General features: G+C 44.2%; 19 protein-coding genes and 4 tRNA genes. 10 read left to right on the plus strand and 13 right to left on the minus strand.

Translation table 11 applies throughout. The features are described from left to right. Positions 1–15 precede the first annotated feature (15 nt). The 5 genes from sucC to ACFFJH_RS04465 form a co-directional block, all read right to left on the minus strand. The gene (sucC, locus tag ACFFJH_RS04445) at positions 16–1,200 is read right to left on the minus strand and encodes an ADP-forming succinate--CoA ligase subunit beta (RefSeq protein ID WP_390210592.1); all 1,185 of its coding nucleotides are present in this window, start codon (positions 1,198–1,200) and stop codon (positions 16–18) included. Between the two features lie 175 nt (positions 1,201–1,375). Next, complete coding sequence (locus ACFFJH_RS04450) at positions 1,376–1,672, minus strand: hypothetical protein (protein WP_390210374.1); 297 nt, start codon at positions 1,670–1,672, stop codon at positions 1,376–1,378. Between the two features lie 207 nt (positions 1,673–1,879). Next, positions 1,880–2,338 (minus strand): recombination regulator RecX, encoded by a 459-nt coding sequence (recX, locus tag ACFFJH_RS04455; RefSeq protein ID WP_390210376.1) that lies wholly within the window; start codon positions 2,336–2,338, stop codon positions 1,880–1,882. 139 nt (positions 2,339–2,477) lie between these two features. Then, positions 2,478–3,515, minus strand: a complete 1,038-nt coding sequence (gene recA / locus ACFFJH_RS04460) for a recombinase RecA (RefSeq protein ID WP_390210379.1) — start codon at positions 3,513–3,515, stop codon at positions 2,478–2,480. A gap of 344 nt (positions 3,516–3,859) precedes the next feature. Then, complete coding sequence (locus ACFFJH_RS04465) at positions 3,860–7,720, minus strand: fused MFS/spermidine synthase (protein ID WP_390210381.1); 3,861 nt, start codon at positions 7,718–7,720, stop codon at positions 3,860–3,862. Between the two features lie 200 nt (positions 7,721–7,920). Here ACFFJH_RS04465 and ACFFJH_RS04470 point away from each other — a divergent pair, with 200 nt between their 5' ends. Further along, entirely contained in the window at positions 7,921–8,913 is a 993-nt protein-coding gene (locus tag ACFFJH_RS04470; protein WP_390210382.1) for a hypothetical protein, read from the plus strand. A 171-nt stretch (positions 8,914–9,084) separates the two neighbouring features. On the opposite strand, the gene ACFFJH_RS04475 is transcribed toward ACFFJH_RS04470, so the two are convergent. The 3 genes from ACFFJH_RS04475 to gltX form a co-directional block, all read right to left on the minus strand. Then, positions 9,085–9,160 (minus strand) — tRNA-Glu (locus tag ACFFJH_RS04475). Positions 9,161–9,338: 178 nt separating this feature from the next. Continuing rightward, positions 9,339–9,414, minus strand: a tRNA-Ala gene (locus ACFFJH_RS04480). 99 nt (positions 9,415–9,513) lie between these two features. Beyond that, positions 9,514–10,932: a glutamate--tRNA ligase gene (gene gltX, locus ACFFJH_RS04485; RefSeq protein ID WP_390210385.1), complete on the minus strand. Its 1,419-nt coding sequence runs from the start codon at positions 10,930–10,932 to the stop codon at positions 9,514–9,516. A 267-nt stretch (positions 10,933–11,199) separates the two neighbouring features. On the opposite strand from gltX, the gene ACFFJH_RS04490 reads away from it, so the two are divergent. From ACFFJH_RS04490 to ACFFJH_RS04500, 3 genes are all read left to right on the plus strand, one after another. After that, complete coding sequence (locus tag ACFFJH_RS04490) at positions 11,200–12,096, plus strand: pseudouridine synthase (RefSeq protein WP_390210386.1); 897 nt, start codon at positions 11,200–11,202, stop codon at positions 12,094–12,096. 75 nt (positions 12,097–12,171) lie between these two features. Next, positions 12,172–12,248 (plus strand) — tRNA-Pro (locus ACFFJH_RS04495). Positions 12,249–12,348: 100 nt separating this feature from the next. Continuing rightward, positions 12,349–12,425 (plus strand) — tRNA-Pro (locus ACFFJH_RS04500). Positions 12,426–12,534: 109 nt separating this feature from the next. On the opposite strand, the gene ribD is transcribed toward ACFFJH_RS04500, so the two are convergent. Then, positions 12,535–13,644, minus strand: a complete 1,110-nt coding sequence (gene ribD, locus ACFFJH_RS04505) for a bifunctional diaminohydroxyphosphoribosylaminopyrimidine deaminase/5-amino-6-(5-phosphoribosylamino)uracil reductase RibD (RefSeq protein WP_390210387.1) — start codon at positions 13,642–13,644, stop codon at positions 12,535–12,537. A 28-nt stretch (positions 13,645–13,672) separates the two neighbouring features. Then, positions 13,673–14,797 (minus strand): iron-sulfur cluster carrier protein ApbC, encoded by a 1,125-nt coding sequence (gene apbC / locus ACFFJH_RS04510; protein ID WP_390210388.1) that lies wholly within the window; start codon positions 14,795–14,797, stop codon positions 13,673–13,675. A 264-nt stretch (positions 14,798–15,061) separates the two neighbouring features. Here apbC and metG point away from each other — a divergent pair, with 264 nt between their 5' ends. The 3 genes from metG to ACFFJH_RS04525 all read left to right on the plus strand — a co-directional run bounded on the left by metG (position 15,062) and on the right by ACFFJH_RS04525 (position 19,750). Next, positions 15,062–17,161, plus strand: a complete 2,100-nt coding sequence (gene metG / locus ACFFJH_RS04515) for a methionine--tRNA ligase (RefSeq protein ID WP_390210390.1) — start codon at positions 15,062–15,064, stop codon at positions 17,159–17,161. A gap of 48 nt (positions 17,162–17,209) precedes the next feature. Continuing rightward, positions 17,210–17,686 carry a GNAT family N-acetyltransferase gene (locus ACFFJH_RS04520; RefSeq protein WP_390210391.1) on the plus strand — a complete coding sequence of 159 codons (477 nt, stop codon included), beginning with the start codon at positions 17,210–17,212 and terminating at the stop codon, positions 17,684–17,686. A gap of 267 nt (positions 17,687–17,953) precedes the next feature. Next, positions 17,954–19,750 (plus strand): aminopeptidase P family protein, encoded by a 1,797-nt coding sequence (locus ACFFJH_RS04525; RefSeq protein ID WP_390210393.1) that lies wholly within the window; start codon positions 17,954–17,956, stop codon positions 19,748–19,750. A gap of 99 nt (positions 19,751–19,849) precedes the next feature. On the opposite strand, the gene ACFFJH_RS04530 is transcribed toward ACFFJH_RS04525, so the two are convergent. Next, on the minus strand, positions 19,850–21,187 hold the full coding sequence (locus tag ACFFJH_RS04530; protein WP_390210395.1) for an ATP-binding protein: 1,338 nt from the start codon (positions 21,185–21,187) through the stop codon (positions 19,850–19,852). A 361-nt stretch (positions 21,188–21,548) separates the two neighbouring features. On the opposite strand from ACFFJH_RS04530, the gene ACFFJH_RS04535 reads away from it, so the two are divergent. The 3 genes from ACFFJH_RS04535 (at position 21,549) to ACFFJH_RS04545 (ending at position 24,693) form a co-directional block, all read left to right on the plus strand. Then, positions 21,549–22,772 carry a protease complex subunit PrcB family protein gene (locus ACFFJH_RS04535; RefSeq protein ID WP_390210396.1) on the plus strand — a complete coding sequence of 408 codons (1,224 nt, stop codon included), beginning with the start codon at positions 21,549–21,551 and terminating at the stop codon, positions 22,770–22,772. Between the two features lie 104 nt (positions 22,773–22,876). Continuing rightward, complete coding sequence (locus tag ACFFJH_RS04540) at positions 22,877–23,731, plus strand: MipA/OmpV family protein (protein ID WP_390210398.1); 855 nt, start codon at positions 22,877–22,879, stop codon at positions 23,729–23,731. 131 nt (positions 23,732–23,862) lie between these two features. Then, positions 23,863–24,693, plus strand: coding sequence for a hypothetical protein (locus tag ACFFJH_RS04545; protein WP_390210399.1), 831 nt, complete (start codon positions 23,863–23,865; stop codon positions 24,691–24,693). Positions 24,694–24,738: 45 nt separating this feature from the next. Here ACFFJH_RS04545 and ACFFJH_RS04550 read toward each other — a convergent pair whose 3' ends face one another. Then, a complete protein-coding gene (locus tag ACFFJH_RS04550) occupies positions 24,739–25,446 on the minus strand; it encodes a response regulator (protein ID WP_390210401.1) in 708 nt (235 codons plus the stop codon). A gap of 183 nt (positions 25,447–25,629) precedes the next feature. Further along, positions 25,630–26,928 (minus strand): phosphate regulon sensor histidine kinase PhoR, encoded by a 1,299-nt coding sequence (phoR, locus tag ACFFJH_RS04555; RefSeq protein ID WP_390210402.1) that lies wholly within the window; start codon positions 26,926–26,928, stop codon positions 25,630–25,632. Positions 26,929–26,931: the final 3 nt, after the last annotated feature.

Consider the following 26,931-nt stretch of genomic DNA (forward strand, 5'->3'; position numbering starts at 1 on the left):
AATGACGCATTTATATTATTTATGACTAGCAGCAGCGGCAACTACCTTCTGCGCGGCTTCTTCCATCGTGTCTGCAGAAATGATAGGCAAACCAGAGTCAGCTAACATTTTCTTACCGATATCTTCGTTAGTACCTTTCATACGTACCACCAAAGGCACTTGCAATGACACTGCTTTAGACGCCGTGATCACGCCTTCAGCAATCACGTCGCAACGCATAATACCGCCGAAGATGTTGACCAAGATCGCTTTCAAGCCTGGGTTTTTCAACATGATCTTGAATGCTTCGGTCACTTTTTCTGCAGTCGCGCCACCACCTACGTCGAGGAAGTTTGCTGGCTCGCCACCGAACAATTTGATGGTATCCATAGTCGCCATCGCCAAACCTGCGCCATTGACCAAGCAACCGATGTTGCCGTCGAGGGAGATGTACGCCAAGTCGAATTTCGATGCTTCGATTTCCGCTGGATCTTCTTCGTCCAAATCGCGGTAAGCAACGATTTCTGGTTGACGGAACAAAGAGTTCGCGTCGAAGTTGAATTTCGCATCGAGAGCGATCACTTTGCCAGAACCAGTCAAGATCAATGGGTTGATTTCAGCCAAGGAGCAATCTGTTTCCATGAAAGCTTTATACAAGCCTTTCAATTGAACACGTGCGTCTTCGATAGAACCTTCTGGCACACCGATTTTGCGAGAAATGTCGTCCGCTTCAGCATCTTGCAAACCAGCAGTTGGGTCAATCGCGATAGAGTGGATCAATTCTGGATGTTTTTCCGCGACTTCTTCGATGTCCATACCGCCTTCGGAGGATGCCATCAATACCACGCGTTGGCTAATACGGTCAGTCACCATACTTACGTACAGCTCCTTCTTGATGTCTGCGCCTTCTTCGATCAACAAACGACGCACTTTTTGGCCTTCTGGGCCTGTTTGGTGTGTCACCAATTGCATGCCCATGATCGCATCTGCGTATTCGCGTACTTGCTCCATGGATTTAGCAACTTTAACGCCACCACCTTTACCACGGCCACCGGCGTGAATTTGTGCTTTGACTACCCATACTGGACCGCCTAAAGTTTCAGCAGCTTTGACTGCTTCTTCAACGGACATGCATGGGATACCGCGCGGTACGGTCACTCCGAATTTACGGAGGATTTCTTTACCCTGATACTCATGGATTTTCATACGACTTCCCTTCAGACACTGAGGTATTAGTTAAAAAACAAAACAAAAACGAAACGAAACTGTGCAGCTCACCCAATTACTAAAAAACAAAACCGAGGCCATGCTGTTCAAAGAATCCCAACAAACTCATCACATTCAAAGTCACATCGCTCTAAAAAGCGTCATTCCAAACAAAAAAACGCGACTGCCATTAAAGCATCACGTTTCGGAATTTAATAAGGGGATGTGAAAAATACTGCGGATAGCTATAACTCTTTGTGATTAGCGCGGCCAGATTTGGCATGATCAACACCAACCAATGATAGATACTGCGGTCATGGCTGTACGGAATCACACCTGAATTTTCGGTGGAAACACGTAAGCCTAGATTTGACTCGATTAATGAAGTCAAAGAAGTAATCAAATTTGTTGAGGGCATCATGCCTGTGGGCGGCAATTCAAATACAAAAAAAGCCACAATTGCGTGCGTTATCGTAGCTTCTACCATAACAGCCGCTCTTGCGGCGTTGCAAAAAACCTGTGAATTTTAGCACAGCTAAAGAACGAATTCTATTTTTTGGTTAGACCAATTTCGAGAAGCGAGCACTTAAAAATACAAATATTGAGGCGTTTTATCAATATTTTGTGGTTTCTCAAGGATTCACATTCATCTTGTTTTAAACGAAAAACAGACTTCCGTAAAAAAAAGCCATTGTCAACTATCTTCCAGCTCACGATTTTGGCGTAAAGCGTAGCCTATTGCTCGGCTTGAAAAGCCACGTTGCGCTAAGAATTGCATTTGCTTTGCTTTCTCTCGGTGATCGGCTGGCGGCGCGTCAAATTTTCTCCATAAAACATCGACAGCTCTTTGCAGCTCTGTTTCTTGCAATTCCGCTTTAATTTCACACAAATCATCTTTGCTTAATTGATGACTCTGCAATTCTGCCAATATTTTTTGATTGCCAAAACGCGCTTGACGTTTATGCACCAATGCTTCCGAAAAGCGTTGATCCGAAAGAAATTTTGACGCTTCAAGCCAATCTAATAAGAGATTTAGCTCCTCATCATTATCTGCATATGGGGATAACTTACGTGCGAGCTCAAGTCGACTATGTTCACGCATAGACAGATAGCGCAAAGCGCGCCCTTTTAAACTGAGTTTAGGTTTAAGCATTGCTAGCAATAATGAAAAAGCGTGATCATGAATAAAGAAATAAAAAAAGTCGACCACCTGTTTCCAAGTAGGTCGACTTAAGACTAACGTGATCTATCCTATGAACTCGGCTCAACACGCTACGAGCCTAAACTTTAACTTATTCTTCGGCAAGTGCAGGCAATAAAGGCACGCCCAATTGCTCACGCACTTTGTTTTCAATTTCATGCGCTAAAGCCGGACGCTCTATAAGGAAGTTACGTGCATTATCTTTACCTTGCCCGATTTTTTCACCGTTATAGCTATACCATGAGCCAGATTTTTCAACAATTTTGCACTCAGCGCCTAAATCCAAAATTTCGCCTTCACGTGAAGTACCTGCGCCATACAAAATATCGAAATGTGCTTCTTTAAATGGAGGCGCCACCTTATTTTTTACAACTTTCACTTTGGTTTCATTGCCCACTACTTCATCACCAGCCTTAATAGAACCAGTACGGCGAATATCTAAACGCACAGAAGCATAGAACTTCAAAGCATTACCGCCTGTTGTCGTTTCAGGGCTACCAAACATCACGCCAATTTTCATGCGTATCTGATTAATAAAAATCACAAGCGTGTTGGTACGGTTAATACTACCCGTCAATTTACGCAAAGCCTGTGACATTAAACGAGCTTGCAAACCTGGCAGAGAATCACCCATATCGCCTTCAATCTCAGCTTTTGGCGTCAATGCAGCAACCGAATCAACCACAACCAAGTCCACGCTACCTGAACGCACCAATGCATCGGTAATTTCCAAGGCTTGCTCACCTGTATCTGGCTGAGAAATGAGTAAATCATTCAAATTAACACCGAGCTTTTGGGCGTAACCCACATCCAAGGCATGCTCCGCATCAATAAATGCGCAAGTGCCGCCTAACTTTTGCATTTCTGCAATGGCTTGCAGAGTCAATGTGGTTTTACCGGAGGACTCTGGGCCATATATCTCAACAACACGACCACGCGGTAACCCCCCAACACCTAACGCAATATCTAGACCAAGCGAACCTGTAGAAACCACCTGTATTTCTTCAACCGGAGCACCATCAGCCAAACGCATGATAGAACCTTTGCCAAATTGTTTCTCAATTTGCGCTAAGGCAGCAGCTAAAGCTTTGCTTTTGTCGGCGCTATTATCAGTTTTTCTGTCGTCCATGATTTCTTCCTGGTGAGTGCTTAATAAGTGCTTAATAAATACTTAGTAATATTGGGGGTGGGCTTAATAAATATAAAATAAAACCTAAATGTTATTTAGAGATTGGCATTATGAAGAAGGGAATGCACAAATCACTGCATGTCGACACTGTATAAAAAATCAGTAGTTTATGCAAGCCCATTTTAAAATTATTTTTTAATCTCTCACCACAATTCATGCCTAACCTGATGCATTGAACATATTGCATCGAGCAGAAATTGAAAAAAGCTGATTTTCTAAATTTCAGAAAATCAGCTTTTATTGAATACTTTGATCCCGATAATTTGACTAGAACAAATTGATAACTACTTCTTTTCAGGCTGAGTTTCTTGCTTGAAAAGTGGACTTTCGCTATAGCGAGAAACTAATTTATAAATAGCTTTAGTAGATGCTGACGTGTCCAAAACATTACCTTTGGGCGTATTGTATTCAAGTTTCAAATTATCGTCTGTGGAAATCAGCGTACCGGCCCCTGCTCCAAATTGTTGTAACATTTTGCTAATATTTTCATTAGTTAACACTCGTAAGTTTTCCAACTCTTCTATCTTTGTCATAAATCTTAGACGTATTGGCTCCAAACTTGGTATCGTTTTAAGAAAAGTAATAGCCTCAGCGACTGGCGCTTTACGTGCATCACTATTCGTGGCGATTAATATGCCTTGCCCACCAATAATATACATAGAGACAAATTTAAATTCAGAACGTAAGGTTGCGATGACAGTCAGTAAGTCCACCGTATGCATGTGATGCAATTGAACCCATTGCTGCAAAATACCATCTTTGGCTAACTTTGACTTAACTAGGCTGTAAAACTCTTTGTTATACAAAGAAGCTGCACCAGCAAACCATATTGACGAGGTCTCAATACTAACTACATCATACAAATGAGTAGGAGGCGCAAGTAACAATAAATTTCTACCATCGGTAACATGCATCTGCACACCATCTTGCCGGCTAACTAAACCATTAACATCTGCAAAATGTTTATTTGCCATATTAACTACATCACTACTCAATTCTGCGATGTCGAGATGCTTAAATCCCGCATCATGAAACACTTTGCTAGTAACTCCAGTACCGTAACCTATTACCAATGCCCGTTCGCGACGTTCTTGATGCATTAATGGAGCAAATGCGAATCCAAACTGTGCCTGCATTTCCCCTTCCCATACGTTATTACCTTGAAATTTCCCGTTTGTAAGAAGTGTTTTAAACTCCCCCTTTTGCGCGCTACTACGCTTTTGCGCTTCAGATTTTGGCACTACAGCAACAGTTGTCAGGCCACCGTCTATACTTTCTGCATGATCAACTGAATTACCCCATTGTTGAGCAATAAAATAGACATTTGCTCCAGAACTTAAGGTGTTGTAATCCAATTTAATTTGCAGAGACAATGCTGCGCACAATCCTGCTATACCAAAAACCACAAAATCCATTTTTGCTAAACGATATCCACCAATCACTACTACCATCAATGCCAGTAATAAAGTAGCCGCGGTCAATATTTGTGCGGCACCGAGTCCACCTAACATAGGAAGCAAAAAGAAACCAAACAATAAAACGCCTACAATATTTCCTAAGGTGTTGAATGCAGCACCTATCCCAAGCATCTTAATTCCACTATGTCCGCTATTTTGTGTAACCACATCCATTGCGAATACATAAGAGGCACCAATAAACACTGTCGGTGGAAACATCGCAACACCGCACACCATAGCTCTAATTGCCTCCCTTGCTACAAAACTCTTAGTAGCATCCTGTTCGGCGAAACTAGCAAAATAATTAGGAATCTCGTTCCAAATCCACATTCCCAAACCTAAACTCGTTGCCAATCCGAGCAAGGACAAGAATAGCGTCTGCAATCTATTAATTTGTTCATTTTTCAAAATACGCCTAGCTACTTCGCCGCCTATAGCTAATCCGAGCAAAAATGTGGCCAACATCAAACCAAATGCATAGACACTATTGCCTGCAACAATAGACAACATATGAACGTAAACGACTTCTAAGCCTAGTGATACTACACCGCCGATACCCAAAGCTAAGATTGCACAAATAACCGCAGACTTACTTAGGCTAGATGAATTATTTACCTGGAACTGAGTAACTTGTCGCTCATGCCAAGGGAATTTCTTAGCTAGATCAATTGCAACCAAAGCAACTAACAAATTAACTAAAGCTGCAATACGCGTTGTTGAGTTGACGCCAAGCATAGGAATAATTGCATAACTAGTTAATAATGCACCTAAAGTCGCACCAGCAGTATTCGCAAAATAAAGCAAAGCAACCTTAGAACCTAGTTTTTGCCCTGGGGCATTAATTACTTCTGCGAGGAAAGGTAATGTTATTCCCATTAAGATAGTAGGCACTAAGAGCACACCAGCCCCGAGCAAAACTCGGAGCGTAAGCAATACAGGAGATTCTGGCGCTAACCCAGTTCCAATAGCAATGTATAAAGTTTGTACTGCATCAAAAAGGAAAGGAGTCAAAACGCAATATATTGCAATTCCGCCTTCAATCAAGGCGTATGTCTTCAACGGCAATTTTACTCTTTGCGCGTATCGCCCTCCTATTAATGAGCCAATAGCCATCCCCCCTAAGAAAGTAGCTAAGACGGTCAATGTAGCAGTCGATGTACTACCAAAGACTAAAGCGAGTTTTTTTGCAAACAAGACCTGATAAATCAACGCTGCCGAGCCTGATGCAAAAAATAGCCAACCTATTCGGCGCTCAAGAAAACTATGCTGAAGTGAATTCTCACTCTGAACATTAGTTACAACATCCCTTGGTTTAGTCAATAAGTAAAAACGTGCCATCCATCGACTTTGGGCAACGACAACTGCAATTGTTAGACTCAACATTAACCAAGGAAACCACGCGTTTTCTTTAGCCCACGGCACCAAATTACGCAAAACTATAATCCAAACTAACCAAGTACCAAAACCAACTAATACAATGTATTTTCGTTCATAAGTGGACCATGGCACTGAAGTAGTACAAAGCGCTATCGCTGCCAGCACAAATGGCACCGCAACAATCAAGTCGACTACATAGTGCTCTCCTAACAAAAGTGTTCCACAGGCAGTAAGCATTGTCATTATTATGATAATTGCGCGCGACCACCAGTGCGTTCCACTTCGCCACCAAATAATCGACGATGCCAGCATCCAACCAAAATGCATAGATGGCATCCCATTTCTCGGAGCTGGATTCACAAGAACCAAATCAAGTATGTATTCAAATGGTTGTTGCAGTGCGAATAAATAACCAGCACTGCCAAATACGTACTTTGGACCTGTTATCGGAAAAAAATTAAAAGCGAGGAAAGCACAAGAAGTAAGAACAACCCAAACCAAGGTCGCAGATGCAACATGTTCAGGCCTCTTTCGAAGATGAAGCAGTGCAATCGCAAGAAACGCTGTAGGAGTCAAATTATATGAAAGTTCAACAAATCCCCGAGCCATAAAAATTGAGTCGATAAATTGGGTTAATCGAGGTGCAATACCCCAATGCGCAATTGCATCCCATTGCATGGCATATAAATCGAAAGTACCTGGATGTAGCGTAGAGCTTAGTTGTAATGCAGCATCTGGGACCATAGCGATCAACAAAAAGAGAACGACCATAGCTCTCAACCGAGATTCAAATATCGGATCATTACCACGTAGTTGACCGCCACAAATACGGATCAACAGCATAACAAATGCAGGCACGCCCATACAAAATATGAAAAACGTGATAGCAGTCGGATTCGGCTGACTAAAACTAAACACCCAAGTCTCTGGCAACAAAATCAGAGTTATGACTGCCACCACAGGGCATAGCAATAATAATATAACTTGCGATCTGACGCTAAAATTAGCAGCCCAAAACATAACGGCAAAACTCAAAACATAACCAGTCAAAAATTCGTATATAGTTTGAGCATCATTTGCAATTAGCGGTGAAAAAAAGACCTTAAATGGCCATAAATTAAGACCAAAACTTGCCGTCAACATCAGGAATGCAATAACTCCAAACAGAACATTTCGAGCCAATTTATTATCATAACTAATACTATCAATGTACATTTTTACAATCTTTCCATTATATTTATGATTAATTTTAAGATATAGCATTTCGCAAAAATCATTTAACTTGAAGCATAATAACAGCACGCATGCCATATTATCTAGATTTCAATTGTGCTTTAAAGAAATTTCCCTCATTTGGCAAAATTATCACTTCGTTTTTTACGTAAAAATGAAAATTTTTTCAAAGATATTCACGCCTAAAATAATAAAACATTCAAGCAGCAACGAATCGACAAATTAAACTCAAATCATTAAACAAGAATCACCAACCCTTTACATTTTAAAAAGTCAGTATGCCATCTCCCGCCAAATTAACCGCCGAAGAACGCAGTTTCATCCAAGGTAAATGGATAGAAGCAAGCACACTTCTCTCGCTGAAGAATTGGTATCCGGTTAGTATTTGCCCACAAGAATTGGAGATTTATTGGCGGGATATGGGTCAGCAACGGTTTTACAGTTCTTTTTTTCAAAATACTTTAAATGAGCAAGCTCACGATCAACGACGAGTTTGTAAGACCTCATTTTCAGCCTTAACGCAATTTGAACAATCGCTGGAGCCGACCGCGTTTGTTTTTCATGTCTCGCGCTGTGGATCAACTTTATTGACTCAGGCACTTAGCACCTTGGAGAGCTGTGTTGTACTGTCAGAACCGCCGGTTATTGATGCGTTTCTTCGAGCGCATAAGGTAACGGATGAAACTAACCTACGCAGATTTCAGCAACTAATAGCTGCGTTAGGGCAACAACGTTTCACTAACGAAAAGCATTTAATTATCAAATTAGATAGCTGGCATCTAGGGCGACTAGATTTTATTCGCCAAGCCTACCCAAAAACACCCATGCTTTTTCTGTATCGCGACCCACAACAAGTATTAGACTCTCATCGACGCCAACGTGGGCCACAAATGGTTCCAGGACTTGTGGACTTGGGAGATTTACAAATATCCCAAGAAAATTTATCACCCGGAGATTTAGATGGATATTGCCTAAAACTTTTAGCACAGTTTTATTCTGCTGCAATTACGCATCTCGATGACAGACTTTTACACCTGATTAATTACCAAGAACTACCTGCGGCTATTTGGGAAGATATTTTGGAACGGCTAAACATTGAATGCAGTGAACACGAAAAACAGCAAATGAAAACTCGGTCACAGTTTCACTCAAAGCATCCACACCAGTTTTTTCAAGGCGACGCAGCAATCAAAACTCGACACGCATTTTTAAACGATGCCCTCGCACTTTACCAGCAATTGGAATCGTCACGAATCACTCAAAGAGCATAGTTCAAATCAGTAAAGGCATAAATCAATTTTACTTTGAACGAAGATTTATGCGCAAGAACGCTCCGGTATCGATATGGCAATATGGGGTGGCGCCACCTCATGCACCAACTTCTTCACGAATGCATAGAAAAACAAAAAAGCCGCTAAGTTTTTTAACTTAGCGGCTTAATCTGGCGTCCCCAAGGGGATTCGAACCCCTGTACTCACCGTGAAAGGGTGATGTCCTAGGCCTCTAGACGATGGGGACATAAAATTTGTCCTTATTACTGACCTAATTTACTGCTTTTTACTTTTTTGTTTCGCTTCGTTATTTACGTTTGCGATCAAGTAAGACCAAGATTATATACTCAACTTCTTCATTCTGGCAAGTAATTTTCTAAAACTTTGAAAAATATTTGCTGCGATTTGAATCTATAAACTGATCGTGGTGGAGGTAAGCGGAATCGAACCGCTGACCTCTTGCATGCCATGCAAGCGCTCTACCAACTGAGCTATACCCCCGCACAAAACAGAAACGGGAGTATAACAAGTTTCGCGTTTGCTTGTAAAGCTTAATACTCGGGGAAACCCCTGTTCAGCATAGACCCTGAACCGAGATAATCAATTTTTTGTCAGGCGAGCTAACACGACGTCACGACCAAATAATTCAATCACGGCATCGATCGAAGGCGTTTGCAATTGACCGGTTAACAATAAGCGCAAAGGCATTGCTAATTGCGGCATCTTCAAACCATGTTTCACTAAAGTCTCTTTCATCATAGAGGAAATTGCTGCTTTGCTCCATTCAACTTCTGCGCATAATTTGGTGAACTCTTGCAAAGCAGGTTGAATCGCTTCCGTTATATGCTGCGCGACTAATGCGGCATCCGGTTGCGGCTGGCGATAAAACAGCATGGCTGCCTGTGCCAACTCTACAGTCGTGTTGGTACGCTCTTTCAAAAGCGCAATCACTGTCGCCAACGCGGGTGCACCTTCAAATTGAGCGCCTAATTTTTCCATATCACCACGAATCAATTCGGCTAAACGCTGATTATCTGCAGCTTTAATATAGTGGTTATTCAACCAAGCCAATTTTTCTGGATTAAATTGCGCCGCTGAGCTGGATAAATGAGTGAGATCAAACCAACTAATCATTTGCTCCATACTAAATACTTCATCATCACCATGACTCCAACCCAGACGCGCCAGATAATTTAGTAAGGCTTCGGGCAAAAAGCCTTTATCTAAATAGTCCATCACACTTACCGCGTCACGGCGCTTCGATAACTTTTGGCCATCTGTACCCAAGATCATAGGAACATGACCGTAGAATGGTAATGGTGCGCCGAGTGCATTCAAAATATTGATTTGGCGCGGCGTATTATTAACGTGATCATCGCCACGAATTACGTGCGTGATTTGCATATCACTATCATCGACAGCCACGCAGAAATTATAGGTCGGCGTGCCATCGGGACGCGCAATCACCAAATCGTCTAACTCACGATTAGCAATTGTGATCTCACCTTTGACCACGTCATTCCAACTTACCACACCATCTAATGGATTCTTAAAACGTATTACCGGTTTACGATCCAATGGAATCGCAGGCAAAGTCTTACCCGGCTCTGGGCGCCAAGTGCCGTCATAACGAGGTTTTTCACCTGCCGCACGTTGGCGTTCGCGCATGGCTTCGACTTCATCCGTTGAGCAATAGCAATGATAGGCACTACCTTCAGCCAACATTTTTGCCAATACTTCGCGATATCTATCCATACGTTTCATTTGGTAAAACGGGCCTTCATCGTGCTGCAGTCCTAACCAACTCATACCATCCAAGATCGCCTGCACCGCTTCTGGCGTAGAACGCTCAAGATCAGTATCTTCAATACGCAATACAAAAGTGCCACCAAAATGACGGGCAAACGCCCAACTAAACAAGGCAGTACGTGCGCCACCAACGTGTAAATAACCAGTTGGACTAGGGGCAAAACGGGTGCGCACCGTGGTGGCAGAAGTAGGTAAATGAAAAGCTGTCATCAATGCTGGCGAATTTCCTTATATTTAAAATCAACAAAGGAAATGAACGCAAAAGTCAAAAATGCTATTTTACCGCCTAAGTGTGTTTGATGATACTTGGCTCAATTTGAATGAAGCATCACCAGACATTAATCAACATTAATCGACGAATCTAACACTCAAAATTTGGCACTCTAGGCAGTCGACAGCATCAATCTCAAATCAATCCCAGATAAAGCATAGACGTAATGCTAGTATGGCAGCCTTTTAGCATTCATTATAATCATCGTGCAAGAACGACCAAAATCTCCGCTACCAACTCGTCACGGTATCAGCCCTAGCTATATTTGGTTACCAGAAGGCGCTTGGGATGACGCATTGACTTTTCTCTGTCAGCAATTTCCAGATATTCATAAAACTCGCTGGCTACAACGTTTTGAGAAACAGGAGATACGCGCTAGCAATGGCGACATCTTGCACCCCAATAGCGCGGTAAAACGAGGTATGTGTATCTATTATTATCGCGAGATTGAGGATGAAAAAACGATCCCCTTTCAAGAAAAAATTTTATTCCAGGATGAACATTTACTGGTCGCCGACAAACCGCATTTTTTAGCTGTCACGCCCGGCGGCGACTATTTGCGTGAGACCTTATTAGTACGACTCAAACAGAAAACTGGAAATGAAGAGCTCAGCCCGCTACACCGATTAGATCGCGAAACCGCAGGCGTAATTTTATTTTCAAAACAATGCAAAAGTCGCGGCGCCTATCAGCAATTATTTCAACAGCGCCACATCGATAAAATTTATCATGCCGTCGCACCGCATTTACCTAAGATTATATTTCCCTTGCACAAAGCCAGCCGTATGGTGGAAAGCGAACGTTTTTTCCTAATGCAAGAAGTACCAGGCATCATCAATTCAGAAACGGACATCGATATTCTAGAAAGACGCGATGAGCTTACACTCTATGAACTACGCCCAAGCACAGGAAAAAAACACCAGTTACGTGTACATATGGCCAGCCTCGGCATCCCGATCATTAACGACAACTTTTATCCCACAAGCTTGCCCAGCGGTTCCGACGATTTTAATCATCCCCTACAATTACTCGCAAAATCTATCGCATTTACCGATCCAATCACCGGTGAAAAACGAGTATTTCATAGCGAGCAAAATCTGTAAGTCGATATTGATGTAAATCAAAGCCAAACCGAGGCGGTTGACAAGTTTGGCCGCAGGTCGTATTATCTCGCTTCTCGGAGTGTAGCGCAGCCCGGTAGCGCACCTGGTTTGGGACCAGGGGGTCCAAGGTTCGAATCCTTGTACTCCGACCAAATTCAAGGATCGTCGAAACCCAAAAGTCTCGACGATCCTTTTTAGTTTCACAAAATATTCGCATAATTTTTAAACACGTGAAATTATGCTGGCAGTTTTCGGAGTGTAGCGCAGCCCGGTAGCGCACCTGGTTTGGGACCAGGGGGTCCAAGGTTCGAATCCTTGTACTCCGACCAAAATAGAAAACCTCATTGAGCAATCAATGAGGTTTTTTTGTATCTGTACCCAGCCCTGATTACACCATTGTGCTATCTTGCAGCCTAACACATAGGCGAGACTGGCACACTAAGTAAAACACGCAAGCACTCTAATTGTGTTATCGCTTAATTGTTTAGCGTCGTGTACAGTCAATTCTCGCGCTTGATTGAGTTGCTGCAATTCCGGTAAAGCAAACATACCAGCGCCAGAACCCAATAGTTTAGGCGCTAAATACAACAGCAATTCATCCACACAAGCCGCCGCAATCAGTGCGCCACTGAGCGTAGCACCCGCCTCCACATGCAACTCGTTGATTTGCTGCGCGCCCATTACTAACATCAATGCAGGTAGATCGACTTGCGACTCCGCACCATGCTGATCAGGCAAGTACAATAAATTTGCGCCCGCTTGTCGCAAACTTTCTTCCGCATCTGGATTTCTTTTCGCATGCGCAATATTCACGGATGCACCTCGAAGCAATTTAGCGGACACAGGTGTTCTCAATTGAGAATCAAGCACAAATTTACGTGGTTGACGTAAGACGTCTTGCTCAGGCAAACGCACATTCATCTGTGGATCATCTGCCAGCACCGTACCGATGCCCGTCAAAATCGCATCTGACTTGGCGCGCCAATGATGTCCATCCAATCTCGCCTCGGCACCAGTAATCCACTGACTCTGTCCATTCGGCAAAGCGGTATAGCCATCCAAACTAGCTGCCATCTTGAGGCGCACCCAAGGCTTCCCAGTTTCCATGCGCTTAAAGAAACCTCGATTCATAGCGCGCGCTTCTGTGGCTAGCAAGCCATGAGCTACCGCGATACCCGCAGCTTCCAACATCGCAAATCCACGCCCTGCCACTTGAGGATTCGCATCCCCAACTGCCGCGACCACACGCGCTAAACCTGCCACAATCAAAGCATTCGCACAAGGTGGCGTCCGTCCATAATGACTGCATGGTTCAAGCGTCACGTAAGCGGTTGCGCCGCGCACATCATTACCTGAACTGGCCGCATCACGTAAAGCCATTACTTCTGCATGTGCCTGCCCCACCTCTTGCGTCCAGCCCTGTCCCAAAATGACGTCATCTTTCACAATCACACATCCCACCTTGGGATTTGGTGATGTCAAAATAGTGGCGCGAGAAGCGAGTTCTAGCGCCATTTGCATGTAGTAGAGATCTTTACTTTGCGTCATAAAAATTGGCAAAATGGGCGCGATTGACCTAGGTGTTTTGCACGGTAATAGTCGGGAATTTACTGCTCATATCTTTCGCTTTATCCGCAACTTTAATCGCCACTTTGCGTGCAATCTGTTTATAAATTTGTGCGATTTGCCCATCCGGATCAGCCACCACAGTCGGTTTGCCCGAATCGGCTTGCTCACGAATTGCCATCGTCAATGGCAGTCCACCTAAGAAATCAACACCATATTCAGAACACATTTTCTCGCCGCCACCCGCACCAAAAATCGCTTCTGCATGGCCGCAATTGGAGCAAATATGTGTACTCATATTTTCAACGATACCCAAGATAGGGATGCCGACTTTCTCAAACATTTTCAAACCCTTACGCGCATCAAGCAAGGCGATATCTTGCGGCGTGGTGACAATTACGGCACCGGTTACTGGCACTTTCTGTGACAAAGTTAGCTGGATATCGCCCGTACCAGGTGGCATATCAACGATTAGGTAATCCAAATCACGCCAATTGGTTTGCTCCAGCAACTGCTGCAAAGCCTGCGTCACCATAGGGCCGCGCCAGACCATAGGCGAATCTGGATCGATCATAAAGCCTATGGATGACACTTGCACGCCATAATTTTGCAAAGGCTCCATGGTTTTGCCATCCAGGGATTCGGGACGTGCCGAAATGCCCATCATCATAGGCTGCGAAGGACCATAAATATCGGCATCCAATAGACCAACCGACGCGCCTTCGGCCGCTAAAGCCAAAGCTAAATTCACCGCCGTTGTGGATTTCCCCACACCGCCTTTGCCGGAGGCAACTGCAATAATGTTTTTCACATTCGGCATAATTTTGATGCCGCGCTGCACGGCATGCGCCACGATCTTCGTTGTGACATTGATTTGAAACGTCTTTTGTTCCAAACCAGTCAAGCCTTGCAGAGCATGCTTCACCAAATCGGCAATCACGCTCATTTGACTTTTCGCTGGATAGGCCAGCTCAATATCTAGACTGACAACGGAGTCATTGATTTGAATATTCTTAACTGACTTAGTAGAAACAAAATCTTTTTGCGTATTGGGATCAATAACTGTGGCTAAGATAGCTTTAATTTCTCCAATAGTTTTTTCAATTTGCTGATGATTAATTTGGCCTGCTGACATGTGATTCTCCATTCAATTTCTATCAGTCTAACGTAATTTCTAATGCTAACTGAAGATAGCCTTGCTTTTTACTGGATTTTTACTAGCCCCCAGTTAGCCTATCGCATCAATTTTAAACCCTCATTTATTAGTATAAAAACCATTTCATTAATTCAACAATGTGAGTGAAACGTGGCGCTGATTTCCAAGCTTTAGACTCAGTTCGCTGTTAAAATATCGGTTTTGTCTATTAACCGTCGTACTTAATTAAAGCAATCATTTATTATGACCCGCCAGTTGTTTGTCACCACCGCCCTCCCTTACGCTAATGCGCCTTTCCACCTCGGTCACATCATGGAATATATCCAAGCCGATATCTGGGTTCGTCATCAGCGAATGTCTGGCAGTGATGTCCATTTCGTGGGTGCCGACGACGCGCATGGCGCGCCGATTATGATTGCAGCTGAAAAAGCCGGATTAACGCCGCAAGAATTTGTAGGACAAATCGCTGCTGGGCGTAAGCAATATTTGGATGGTTTCCACATTGAATTCGATAATTGGCATTCTACCGATGGGCCAGAAAATCACGAATTGTCCCAAGACATTTATCGCAAATTAAAAGCCGCAGGTTTTATCACCAGCAAGACCATCGAGCAATTTTACGATCCAGTCAAAAATATGTTTTTGCCTGATCGCTACATCAAAGGCGAATGTCCTAAGTGCGGCGCTAAAGATCAATATGGCGACTCTTGCGAAGTTTGTTCTGCCGTTTACGCGCCAACTGAAGTTAAGAATCCCTACTCCGTGCTGACTGGCGCCACGCCAGTTATGAAATCCTCAGAACATTTTTTCTTCAAACTGTCTGATCCACAATGCGTAGAATTTTTGCGCGGCTGGGCTTTGCAAGATAATCGTCTGCAATCGGAAGTCGCCAACAAGTGTAAAGAATGGTTAGAAGGTGATGGCGGTTTAGGTGATTGGGATATTAGCCGTGATGCACCTTATTTTGGCATTGAGATTCCTGATCAGCCGGGTAAATATTTCTACGTTTGGTTGGATGCGCCAGTCGGTTATTTGGCGTCTTTGAAAAATTACTTCGGCAAAATCGGACGTGATTTTGATGCCTTCATGGCCGATCCTAGCACCGAACAAATTCATTTCATCGGCAAAGATATTACCTATTTTCATACCTTATTCTGGCCAGCCATGTTGAAATTTGCTGGCTACAAAACACCGGACAATGTCTACGCACACGGTTTCGTCACTGTTTCCGGCGAAAAAATGTCGAAATCGCGCGGTACCGGTATCTCGCCATTGCGCTATTTAGAAATCGGTATGAATCCAGAATGGCTGCGTTACTACTTCGCGGCCAAACTCAATGCTAAAGTTGAAGATCTGGATATGAATCCAGATGATTTCGTGGCACGCGTAAATTCTGATTTGATCGGCAAATACATCAATATCGCGAGTCGTGCTGCTGGCTTTATTACTAAACGTTTCAATGGCGTGGTCAACACCGCGTGGGCAACTGAGGACGACTCCTTCATACAAAATTTACGCAAAGTGTCAGCTGACATTCAAGCCTTGTATGAAACACGTGAATTCGGCAAAGCCTTACGTGCCATCATGGAACAAGCCGACATCATTAACGCCTATGTCGATGCGAACAAACCATGGGAACTGGCAAAACAGCCAGAGAATGACGCTAAGTTACAAGAAGTTTGTAGTCGTTTATTAGAAGCTTTCCGTATTTTGACGATATTCTTAAAACCTGTTTTGCCGCACTTAGCAAGTCAAGTAGAAGCGCAATTAAATATCGCTCCCTTAAATTGGGCGAGCGTTGCAACACCAATTCCAAATCAGCACACGATCAATCCTTATGTGCATTTGATGCAACGTGTCGATCCTAAGATCTTTGATCAATTATTTGATGCGCCGACTACTCCTTTGACTGAAGTTACAAAATCTCCGACTGAAACCTCCCTCCCTACCCCTTCCCTTGAAGGTGCAGAAGCGGCTGGTAGCGCTATTGAAGATTTGGCGCCTGAGATTAAGATTGATGACTTCGCAAAGATTGATTTACGTATCGCCAAGATTGTCAATTGCGAACACGTTGAAGGCTCAGATAAATTATTGCGCTTAACTTTAGATGTCGGTGAAGGCAAAACGCGCAATGTATTCTCTGGCATCAAATCCGCTTACCAACCAGAACAACTGATCGGTAAATTTACCGTGATGGTCGCCAATTTAGCGCCACGCAAGATGAAATTTGGCATGTCTGAAGGTATGGTTTTAGCGGCATCTGCTGCGGATGAAAAATCTAATCCAGGCCTGTATATTTTAGAAGCATGGCCGGGTGCAGAACCGGGTATGCGTGTGCGCTAAACGAGCGCTTCATACAACAGCCTAACCATCGTATCTATCATCACAACTATGGACGTCGTCATTCGAGAAGCTAATGTAGAAGATGCGCCTTTACTGGCGCATCTAACGCGTAACTGCTGGGCTGGAAAAGTAGCGACGACATCTTCTGGGCATCACGAATCGAGTGAAAAAGTAGAGCAAGAATTGCTGCAAGGCGGTGGTTTTGTCTTACTAGTCAACGACGAGCCGGCCGGCTCAGTAAGATGGCTGCCCTTAGATGGCGAGGGCAGCACTTGGGAAATGCGCCGCATGGGAATCTTGCCCGCATTTCGCGGCGAAGGCCTATCGCAACATTTACTCGAAGCCGTGATTCATCATGCGCAAACCTCGGGCGTAGAAGAATTGCGCTTAGGTGTACGCACCGATCAACCACGGCTGGTCGATCTCTACGCAGCCTATGAATTTGAACTGGCACCAGAGTTGGAATACGTACATGCTAATCCAAATGAACCAGCGCCACATGTAATGCGCCGTTTTTTACGCTGAACTTTTGTGACTATTCGGACACAATGGAAAACAAAAACAAACCTCTCAACACAGAGACACCGAGGCACAGAGACAAAGAGAAAAAAACAAAGATAGGAAATTACGTTTTTTGTTGTTCTCTTGGTTTTCTCTGTACCTCTACGTCTCTGTGTTGAATGGTTTTGAACTCTTTCATTACTGATACCTAACTACAATCTACCAATGCTCATTTTCATGAGCTTACTGAGCAATAAATTCACTCTTTAATCCATTTAAGAGACTCAAAAAATGACTACATCAATTCCAAAGCGCTTGACTCAGTTGCGTAGCGCGATGGCTACGCACGGCTATACCGCTTATCTAATTCCCTCCGCCGATCCACACTTATCCGAATACTTGCCAGCAAGATGGCAAGGTCGCGAAGTGTTTTCTGGTTTTACTGGTTCGGTCGCGACTTTGATCGTCACACAAGACTTTGCTGGATTATGGGTCGATAGTCGTTATTGGTCACAAGCTGAGATCGAATTGGCGGGTAGTGGCATTAGCGTGATGAAAATTCAGTCAGCAGCCGCCTCTGCGCATATAGACTGGCTGGCACAACATTTAACGCCACAGGGCGTGTTGGGTGTTGATGGCAATATTCTGAGCCTAGCCAGCGCCCGGGCATTGCAGTCCGCGCTCTCTACTAAAGACATTAGATTAAAAACTGACTTTGATTTACTCGATGTAGTCTGGACCGATAGGCCAGACTTACCAAGCGCTGCAGTGTACGAACACACGCTTCCGTTTGCTACAGTGAGCCGCGCTCAAAAATTAGCCGCAATCCGTGAACAGATGCGTGCCAAAGGGACGAACTGGCATTTTATATCTACGGTGGATGACATCGCTTGGGTCTTCAACTTACGTGGTGCCGATGTCAATTACAATCCGGTTTTCGTATCGCATGCTTTGATCGGTTTGGAGAGTGCAACTTTGTTTGTACCACTGAGCAAAGTACCGCAAGAATTGGTCGCTCGCTTGGCGCAAGATGGCGTGGCACTGCAAGCATATGAAAACGCGAAACAAGGATTACAAGCATTAGGCGCTACCGATTCGCTTTTAATCGACCCGCGTCGTATTACCTTTGGTTTTCAACAGGCGATTCCCTCCTCCGTCAAAGTCATTGAGGCACTCAATCCTTCGGTCTATGCGAAATCACGCAAAACCTCAGAAGAAGCCCAATTTGTGCGTGAAGCGATGGAGCAAGATGGCGCTGCTTTATGTGAATTCTTTGCTTGGTACGAGCGAGTACAAAATAAAGAAGCGATTACAGAATTAACGATAGATGAAAAAATCTGTGCAGCCCGCGCCAGTCAGCCGCATTTTATTTCACCTAGTTTCGGCACCATCGCGGGCTTTAACGGCAACGGCGCCATGCCACACTATCGCGCCACTCCCGAGTCTCATGCCAGCATTCAAGGCAACGGATTATTATTGATCGACTCAGGTGGACAATACTTAAACGGCACCACGGATATCACACGCGTCGTACCTGTGGGGACGGCGTCGGCTGAACAAAAACGCGATTTCACGCTAGTCTTAAAAGGCATGATTGCCTTGTCGCGAATAAAGTTCCCCTATAGTACCTACTCCACCGTATTAGACGCGATAGCCCGCGCGCCAATTTGGGCGGAAGGCATCAACTACGGTCATGGCACTGGACATGGCGTCGGTTATTTTTTGAATGTTCATGAAGGACCGCAATCCATTTCTGGCGCGATTCCCAATAGCAACATGGTGATGGAAGTCGGCATGATCACCTCAAATGAACCTGGGATTTATCGTCCCGGTAAATGGGGTGTTCGCATCGAAAATTTACTGTTATGCGTACCAGCAGAAAGCACCGAATTTGGCGACTATTTGAAATTTGAAACCTTAACCCTATGCCCGATTGATACCCGCTGTCTCGACTTGGAAATCATGCGTGATGATGAGTTGGCTTGGCTGAATGACTATCATCAAATGGTCTTACAACGTTTATCACCTCGCGTACAAGGTGAGGCATTGAGCTGGTTGCAGCATCACACAAAACCTGTACAGAAATAAATTAGCTAATACGCATCTGGGTCACTTGGTATTTATTGGGTACTCATTTGGTACTCATTTGGTACTTAGATGCGTATTTATCTATGTCGAACAAGAGTTTTAGCTTACCGTCGGCAAACTGATTTCAAACTTAGCACCACCTAATTCAGACTCACTAATACTGATACGACCACCGTGTAAAACTAGGATTTGCCGCACTATAGATAAGCCTAATCCAAAACCTCCGGTGGCGCGATCACGACTACGATCTAAGCGATAAAAAGCTTCAAAGATTTTTTCACGCTCTGTTTCAGGAATCCCAGCACCATCATCTTCCACGCTGATGAGCCAAAATTCGCCTTGTAATGCAATACGCCAAATAATTTTTTGATCGGCATACTTATACGCATTCTTTAAGAGATTTTGTATCGCACGCGATAGCAGACGATGGTCGGCATACAATGATTTGCCTGGTGCCAAAATATCGACTTGCAGCTGCAAACCTGGCGGTTTAGGAGGCAGGTGTTGCAGGCAATTTTGAACAAATTCGTCCATGTCTATCGATGCTTTTTGTAGTTGCCCTTGCGCATCTAGTTTGGCCATATTTAACAACTCAGAAACCAAATTATTTAGTTCACTTAAATCACCCTGCATCGCAATGATTCTTTGCACTTGCTTTGCATCCGCATTAGCATCAGCATCTTGTGCCACTAAACTATCTTGCAGTATCTCCAGCGCGAATTCTAAACGCGCGATCGGTGTGCGCAATTCATGGGAAACCGAATGCAATAATTGCTGTTGCGAGCTCAGCAGCGTTTCAATCCGATTCGCCATTTGATTAATCTGCTGAGCCAGTGGATAAATGCTCGCACTTGTGGGCGTGCTAGCACGTGCGTCTAATTGACCAGCACCAAAATCTTGCGTCACTTTTGCCAACGCTTGAATATCGCGCCAATGTGAGCGTGACCAAAAACCAATAGGTATCAACAGAACAAACGCGACAATAATGTAGCGAACTATTTCCAACTTAATGTTAAACCAATAGTCGATAGGTAAATCTTGTGCCTGCAATACGTCGTCTTCACTACCGATATAGCGTTCACCATCCAAATCAACGCGTCGATAAAGCGTTCGATTAGCCGCATCTATCACAATCTTGCCGGCCTTCAATTGCCCACGCTGAGCTTGGTTCAAGTTAGCAGATGCTTGATTTAAAGGGATCAATTCAAATTTGACCTGTGACACTTCACGCACCTTATTCAAGCGCGAAAGCCATTCATCACTGGCGGCTTTATCGATGTATTGTTCGATCAGAAAAATCTGCGGCGCGGCCTGACGTAAAGCACTTTGTTCTATAGGGTCACCAAATATCCAGGTCACCACCGCATATACCAAGATGCTGGCCACCGCAATTGATAGCAGGACGGGACCAAGAAACCGTAGAAAGAGACGATTCATAGCGAATTATGGGCGTGTCGCCGACTTGCCCACGCTAAAGGCAATATCCACGAGATTCGTATGACAAATAAATAGTGCAACGGCATTAAGTTCTCCTTGCTGCCTATTTTATAAGATAGTAGACGATCAGGCCAAAAAATCATGGAGTCAAAAAGTAGTCGCGCATAAACATTTGCAGAGTAATCTCAGCTTCGATACAAATTGACGACAAATTCGCGGCACTTTCAGGAGGAATCTGAAGCCTAGTTTCTCTAAGATTCAGTATCTGCTAATTGCTAAGCAGGCCAATATTAAACATTGAACTTATTTCACATCTATTCAAAAAAATAACGACCATTGCCACAGGCGAAGGAACAATAATATGAGACCAAGCACACTTGCCCCATCATCCATCACTTTCACGCAGACCTTGACTGCTAGTTTATTGGCGGCGACTACGATGCTGACCGCGTGCGGTGGTGGCGATAATAAACTCGAAAAAGAAGTCACAAAAACACCGGCTCCTATCGTCACGAGTGATTTTGTTAATTTAGTCAAAGATGCCAACTGCGCAAATATTAAAAATCGCCTATTTGTCATCGATCAAAAACAAGTATTGTGGGATAAGGCCGGTAGCTGTGCAGACGCTGCCTATAGCCAAACCTTGTATGGCATGACACCACAAACTCAGCTATGTAGTAATTCAGACAGCATCGCTGGACCGCGTCTGAGTTGTAGCGATGCTAGCAGTGAAAGCTTATTCAAAACCATGCTGCAAAATCTCGACAAAGCTGATCTTGGTTTAGGTAACCAACATCAAATACAACAAATTGTCGTCCCCGGCGGAGCCAGCGTCGCGATTCCACTAAGTGCCTTAATCGCGCCGTTTTATCGTGGCGTCGCACCTAACAATATCGTTATTAAAGATCTGCCAGCATGGAATAAATTTTGGGAAGTATCCGGCGTCAAGGCGCCAACAAGCTATTCCGGTAACGACTTTCAATCGCGCATGACATTGGGCACTTTCTTTAAAACAGCGAACAACTGCAGCATCACGCAAATTTTGAAAGTCAGCGCGAACGGTCAAAAATTGGTCGCCGATTATTTTGAAGAAGAGAGAATCGCCATAGCCAGTTGCGATCCTGACAGCAAAACAGCCAGTACACCTATGAATATGGTGGAGCTGGCCAAGATTGATTTGCCTGTGGAATTTAATAATGTCAGTAACGCGCGGATAAGCTACAAAACCTTGGATCAGGGAGTCAATTCAGGCATCACTGATACGCGCAATCTGATTATTAAGGATCAAGCCGCTTGGACTAACCTATGGATGTCACATAATAAAAGTAGCGCTAGCATCCCCAATGTGGACTTCAGCAAAAATATGGTCGCTGCTTTATTTTTAGGCGAACGTTCGTCAGGCTGCTACGCGATTGAAGATGTCACGGCATGGCGTGCGACGGGGAAAATTCAACTCAGCTATCATGTTCGCAATCCTGGCCCTGCGACTTTATGCACCGCGAATATCACCACACCGTACATCATTATTGAGATTCCTCGCAGCGAGGAAGTGGCAGAGTTTCACAGTATTCCGATTTATTTGTAGTTTTTTTAGTTCAGCGAACTCTTAACTATTCCTCGATTGTAAAATGGCGAACCATGCAAAGATATACCTGCTACCGACATTCAAGCAATCGAGAGAATCATGAAATGAAAAAACTTTTTACCCTATTCTTTGTCAGCCTGACATACAGTGCCACCAGTGTGGCGCAAACGCCGGCACAAAATCTTATGCCCGATGGTAGCTATGATATGTATCTCGGCATGGGGATGGTGCTGCGCCCAAGCTATGAAGGTGCGACAAAATATAAAAAGGCCGCATTGCCAGTGATGCAGGTGCAATGGAGCAATGGTGCGTTTCTATCGGGAATGAGTGCCGGCTGGCATTTATCGGAACAACCACAACAAGATTTCGGTCCGCTCATTGCCTTAGAGCCTAGCCGCTCACCTTCCGGTTTATCAAATAGCATAGACCCGCCGCGCAGTTTGCAAAGTAATGCGATGGGGCCTGAATATGCAGCGTCAAAAACCAATAACAAATTAATTGGACTTGATAATATCCAAGCCAGATTGCTGTATGGCGGTTTTTATCATTTTTCATTGAGCCAGAATTTACGTCAAACTAATGTAATTTTATTTGGGATTGGTAACGATAAAAATGGCCTGCGACTCAGTAGCGACTTACGTTATAGCGTCCCCGAGCTACCAACTCATCATCGCCTTACCCTTGGTGTGGGATTCAATGCGGTAAACCAAGCCTACGCGCAAAGCTATTTCGGTGTCACTGAGGTCGAGGCCAATCGCAGTCAAAACCGAAGTTTTCGCCCTAAGGCTGGGATAAAAGATATACATCTTGAAGCCAATTGGAACTGGAGTTTGAGTTCATCTTGGCTACTCACTTCGCGTATGCAATTAGGTCATTTAGTGGGCAGCACCAGTGATAGTCCTTTAGTAGAACGTCGCACCAGTGTCACTGTATCGAGTGCCTTGGCTTATCGTTTTTAAACTTTACAAACTTTTTATTATTCACTGCTTTAGTTCACCTTATTTAGTTCACCTTATTTTGTCGGCCCTATTTACTGTAGCTACTTACTGCACATTATTAATTTTTTGCATTTAACCGAAGTACCCGAATCGTGAATCGCCAGATCTCATTACTTGCTGTCTCTGATCCAAGCTTAGCTAGCGCAGTAAATCGCTCGTTCAGCCGAACTTTAGCGCGCACGCTACTCAGCTGCCTGATAGCTTGCACTATGTTGCAGGCAACGCCCGCGCAAGCTCAATCGGCGTCATCAGTATCACCAGCAAAATTAGGGGATGTTAAGCCAAGGGCTAGCGATGCAGAATGGACGAGCTACCGTGACGCTTATAAGTCCATGCTCTGGTTTGAAAAATTTGGCAAACCGAAAAATTTAATTCAAGTCCATCTGCAAATCGTTCCTAAAGACAAAAACAGCAACATAGAAAACTATGGCTTGCATATTCTGGGAAAAACGATACATCTGAATTTACCTTTAGATACGTTGGGGCGTGCCGCCTTGCCGTTATTAAAATCGGCCTACGATGAAAACGCCGAATTAGTTTTAAACCAAAAATCTGGACAAGCCAGTTTTCAATTTCGTACCAGCCTTATATTAAGAGCGGATGGCATCTACGAGATGAGTGAATTACGCGCGGCCTGTGAGCAAGCATTGAGTTATCAAGCATATATCGATCCGGCACTAAGCAAGAGCAAAAAATGCGTGGGAGTCCGCTTGGGTTTTGCAAAAAAAGATTATGCAGCGCATGTTGAAACAAGAATGCCAAATACAAACACTCAAACACTAACGCTGACAGACAATAGTTCTTTGTGGGCGGACGGCATTAATAACGTCAAAGCGGTCAATCTCTTGTTCGCTCAATATCCAGAAAAAAGTCAGCTCTTCACCAGAACTAGCCCACTCGGCATGATTGCATTAATTGAGTAAGCCGACACCCACTATTGTGTAACGTCGGCCATTATCAGAATTGGTTTATGCTTCCCAAGCCGATGGTGAAAACAAATAGCCTTCCCCCCAAACAGTCTTAATCTTCTCTGAATTCTGATCGTCAAAGCGACGACGGAGGCGCGAGATCAGATTATCGATACTACGGTCTAAACCATCAAATTCTATACCGCGCATTTTTTTCAGAATGTCATCACGCGATAAGACCTTACCTGGCGACTCGACCAAAACCATTAGCAGTTTGAATTCAGTATTCGAGAGATCAAGCACTTGCTGCTTCCACTGCACAACGCGATCACTGCGTGAGATGTGCAAAGCACCAAATTGCAAAGCATCTTGGTCAAAGGCTGCGTTGGTGGCGTTGCGATCTGGAATACGTCTGACCAAAGCACGCAACCGCGCCAAGAGAATACGGGGTTGTACTGGCTTACTGACAAAATCATCCGCGCCTTGTTCTAATGCCGACACCTCGTCATAAGAATCTTCGCGCGCGGTCAAAATAAGAATAGGCACTTTACTAATTTCACGAATCTGGCGTGACACCACCATGCCATCCATACCGGGCAACATTAAATCCAACACCACCATATCAGGTGAGCTCGATTTGAAATGAGCCAAAGCTAGATCGCCACGCGTGACCAGATCAACAGAAAATTCATACGCTTGCAAATATTCCGTTACCAACGCGGCCAAGCGTTCATCATCTTCCACCAACATTACTCGATACATAATCATTCTCCTTGCCCATGATTGTATAAGGGCGAAGTAGCGACATCAACCGATTCAACCAGTAATTTTTAGGAAAATAGAGAACTGTGCAATTTTTATGAAATTAGATAGAAGTTAAGAGATAAAGTAAGCAATTTGTAGACATTCAAGTGACATTTGCACTACACCTAGCAATGGATTGATAGTCTGCTATTCGATCGTCGCCACCGCGTTTCGAGGGAACTGTACGCTGAATTTACTACCCTCACCCAAATGTGATTCGATCAGTAGTTGTGCATCGTGACGTATCAAAACATGTTTAACAATCGCCAGTCCCAGACCTGTACCTTGGGTCTCGCGTGAGCGACTTTTATCTACCCGATAAAAACGTTCAGTTAAGCGTGAGATATGTTCTTGATTAATCCCGATGCCATTGTCTTGCACGATCAGTTTGGGTCCCTGAGGACTGTTTTTCCAGATCATCTTGATCGCCCCATGCTCCGGCGTGTAGCGCACCGCATTCGTCACCAAATTACTGATCGCACTGCGAATTTCATCGCTACTTCCTGAGATGTCGGGACCATCAAATTCTAAACTGATCTGGTGTTTGCCCGCCGACAAAGCCTGTGCTTCTTGCAAAATATGGCGCAGCATCATCTCCATATCGATACGCTCTGAACGCACTTGAAATTCAGTGGACTCCAAACGACTCAGCGTCAGCATATCTTCCACCAAACGCTGCATGCGCTCGCCCTGCTCCACCATCAATTTAACGTGAGAAGAGCGTATCGACACTTCTAAATCTGGCTGCATAGAAGCGATCTCCAAAAAACCATTGATCACCGTTAGAGGTGTACGCAATTCATGTGATGCGTTAGCGATAAAATCGCGACGCATCATATCAATGCGTTCAGATTCAGTAATGTCATGAGTAACCAAAATTTGACGGCGATTTTCAAATGGAATCACATGAACAATCAATTTTCTATCGCGTACCGAGAGCACTAATGGTGTGTCGTAACGCCCCAAAATAATATAGTCGATAAACTCAGGTGCCCGCACCAGATTCGTCACACGCATTCCTTTATCACGCTTTAAATCTAGACCTAAATCACGCTCTGCAATCGGATTACACCACTCCAAAAACATCACGTCGTCCATGATCACTACGCCATCAGGTAATAAGGTCATCGCCTGACGAAATCTGGCTAACCACTCCGCCAACTCGGTTTGATTTTTTTCATCGCCACGGCGCAGTTTATACAGTCGAGAAAATATCTCAGTCCAAGCGCCCCAACCATCAGGCAATCGCGCGCTATTCGGATTATCCAGCCAGTCGGACAAATTCAACAGATACTGGAGCTGCACCACGATGAGGGTGAGCATGCCAAGCAAGGCCAAAACCAAGCCTGTTAACGTGCCGAAAAAATAGCCGCAAGTCGCCGCAGCGCCAAGTACGATCGCAATGCGCAATGCGGCAGAAATCCAAAAAACCAGATGTGGGTGCATTAT

Origin of the sequence: Affinundibacterium danionis, from assembly GCF_042432465.1 — a bacterium.
GTDB classification, from domain to species: Bacteria; Pseudomonadota; Gammaproteobacteria; order Burkholderiales; family Burkholderiaceae_D; genus Undibacterium; species Undibacterium danionis.

Excerpts from the sequence above, each read along its gene's own strand:
- ACFFJH_RS04450 (WP_390210374.1), bottom strand. The coding sequence starts at position 1,672 with ATGGTAGAAGCTACGATAACGCACGCAATTGTGGCTTTTTTTGTATTT.
- recX (WP_390210376.1), bottom strand. The coding sequence starts at position 2,338 with ATGCTTAAACCTAAACTCAGTTTAAAAGGGCGCGCTTTGCGCTATCTG.
- recA (WP_390210379.1), bottom strand. The coding sequence starts at position 3,515 with ATGGACGACAGAAAAACTGATAATAGCGCCGACAAAAGCAAAGCTTTA.
- ACFFJH_RS04465 (WP_390210381.1), bottom strand. The coding sequence starts at position 7,720 with ATGGCATGCGTGCTGTTATTATGCTTCAAGTTAAATGATTTTTGCGAA.
- ACFFJH_RS04470 (WP_390210382.1), top strand. The coding sequence starts at position 7,921 with ATGCCATCTCCCGCCAAATTAACCGCCGAAGAACGCAGTTTCATCCAA.
- gltX (WP_390210385.1), bottom strand. The coding sequence starts at position 10,932 with ATGACAGCTTTTCATTTACCTACTTCTGCCACCACGGTGCGCACCCGT.
- ribD (WP_390210387.1), bottom strand. The coding sequence starts at position 13,644 with ATGACGCAAAGTAAAGATCTCTACTACATGCAAATGGCGCTAGAACTC.
- apbC (WP_390210388.1), bottom strand. The coding sequence starts at position 14,797 with ATGTCAGCAGGCCAAATTAATCATCAGCAAATTGAAAAAACTATTGGA.
- metG (WP_390210390.1), top strand. The coding sequence starts at position 15,062 with ATGACCCGCCAGTTGTTTGTCACCACCGCCCTCCCTTACGCTAATGCG.
- ACFFJH_RS04520 (WP_390210391.1), top strand. The coding sequence starts at position 17,210 with ATGGACGTCGTCATTCGAGAAGCTAATGTAGAAGATGCGCCTTTACTG.
- ACFFJH_RS04525 (WP_390210393.1), top strand. The coding sequence starts at position 17,954 with ATGACTACATCAATTCCAAAGCGCTTGACTCAGTTGCGTAGCGCGATG.
- ACFFJH_RS04530 (WP_390210395.1), bottom strand. The coding sequence starts at position 21,187 with ATGAATCGTCTCTTTCTACGGTTTCTTGGTCCCGTCCTGCTATCAATT.
- ACFFJH_RS04535 (WP_390210396.1), top strand. The coding sequence starts at position 21,549 with ATGAGACCAAGCACACTTGCCCCATCATCCATCACTTTCACGCAGACC.
- ACFFJH_RS04540 (WP_390210398.1), top strand. The coding sequence starts at position 22,877 with ATGAAAAAACTTTTTACCCTATTCTTTGTCAGCCTGACATACAGTGCC.
- ACFFJH_RS04550 (WP_390210401.1), bottom strand. The coding sequence starts at position 25,446 with ATGATTATGTATCGAGTAATGTTGGTGGAAGATGATGAACGCTTGGCC.
- phoR (WP_390210402.1), bottom strand. The coding sequence starts at position 26,928 with ATGCACCCACATCTGGTTTTTTGGATTTCTGCCGCATTGCGCATTGCG.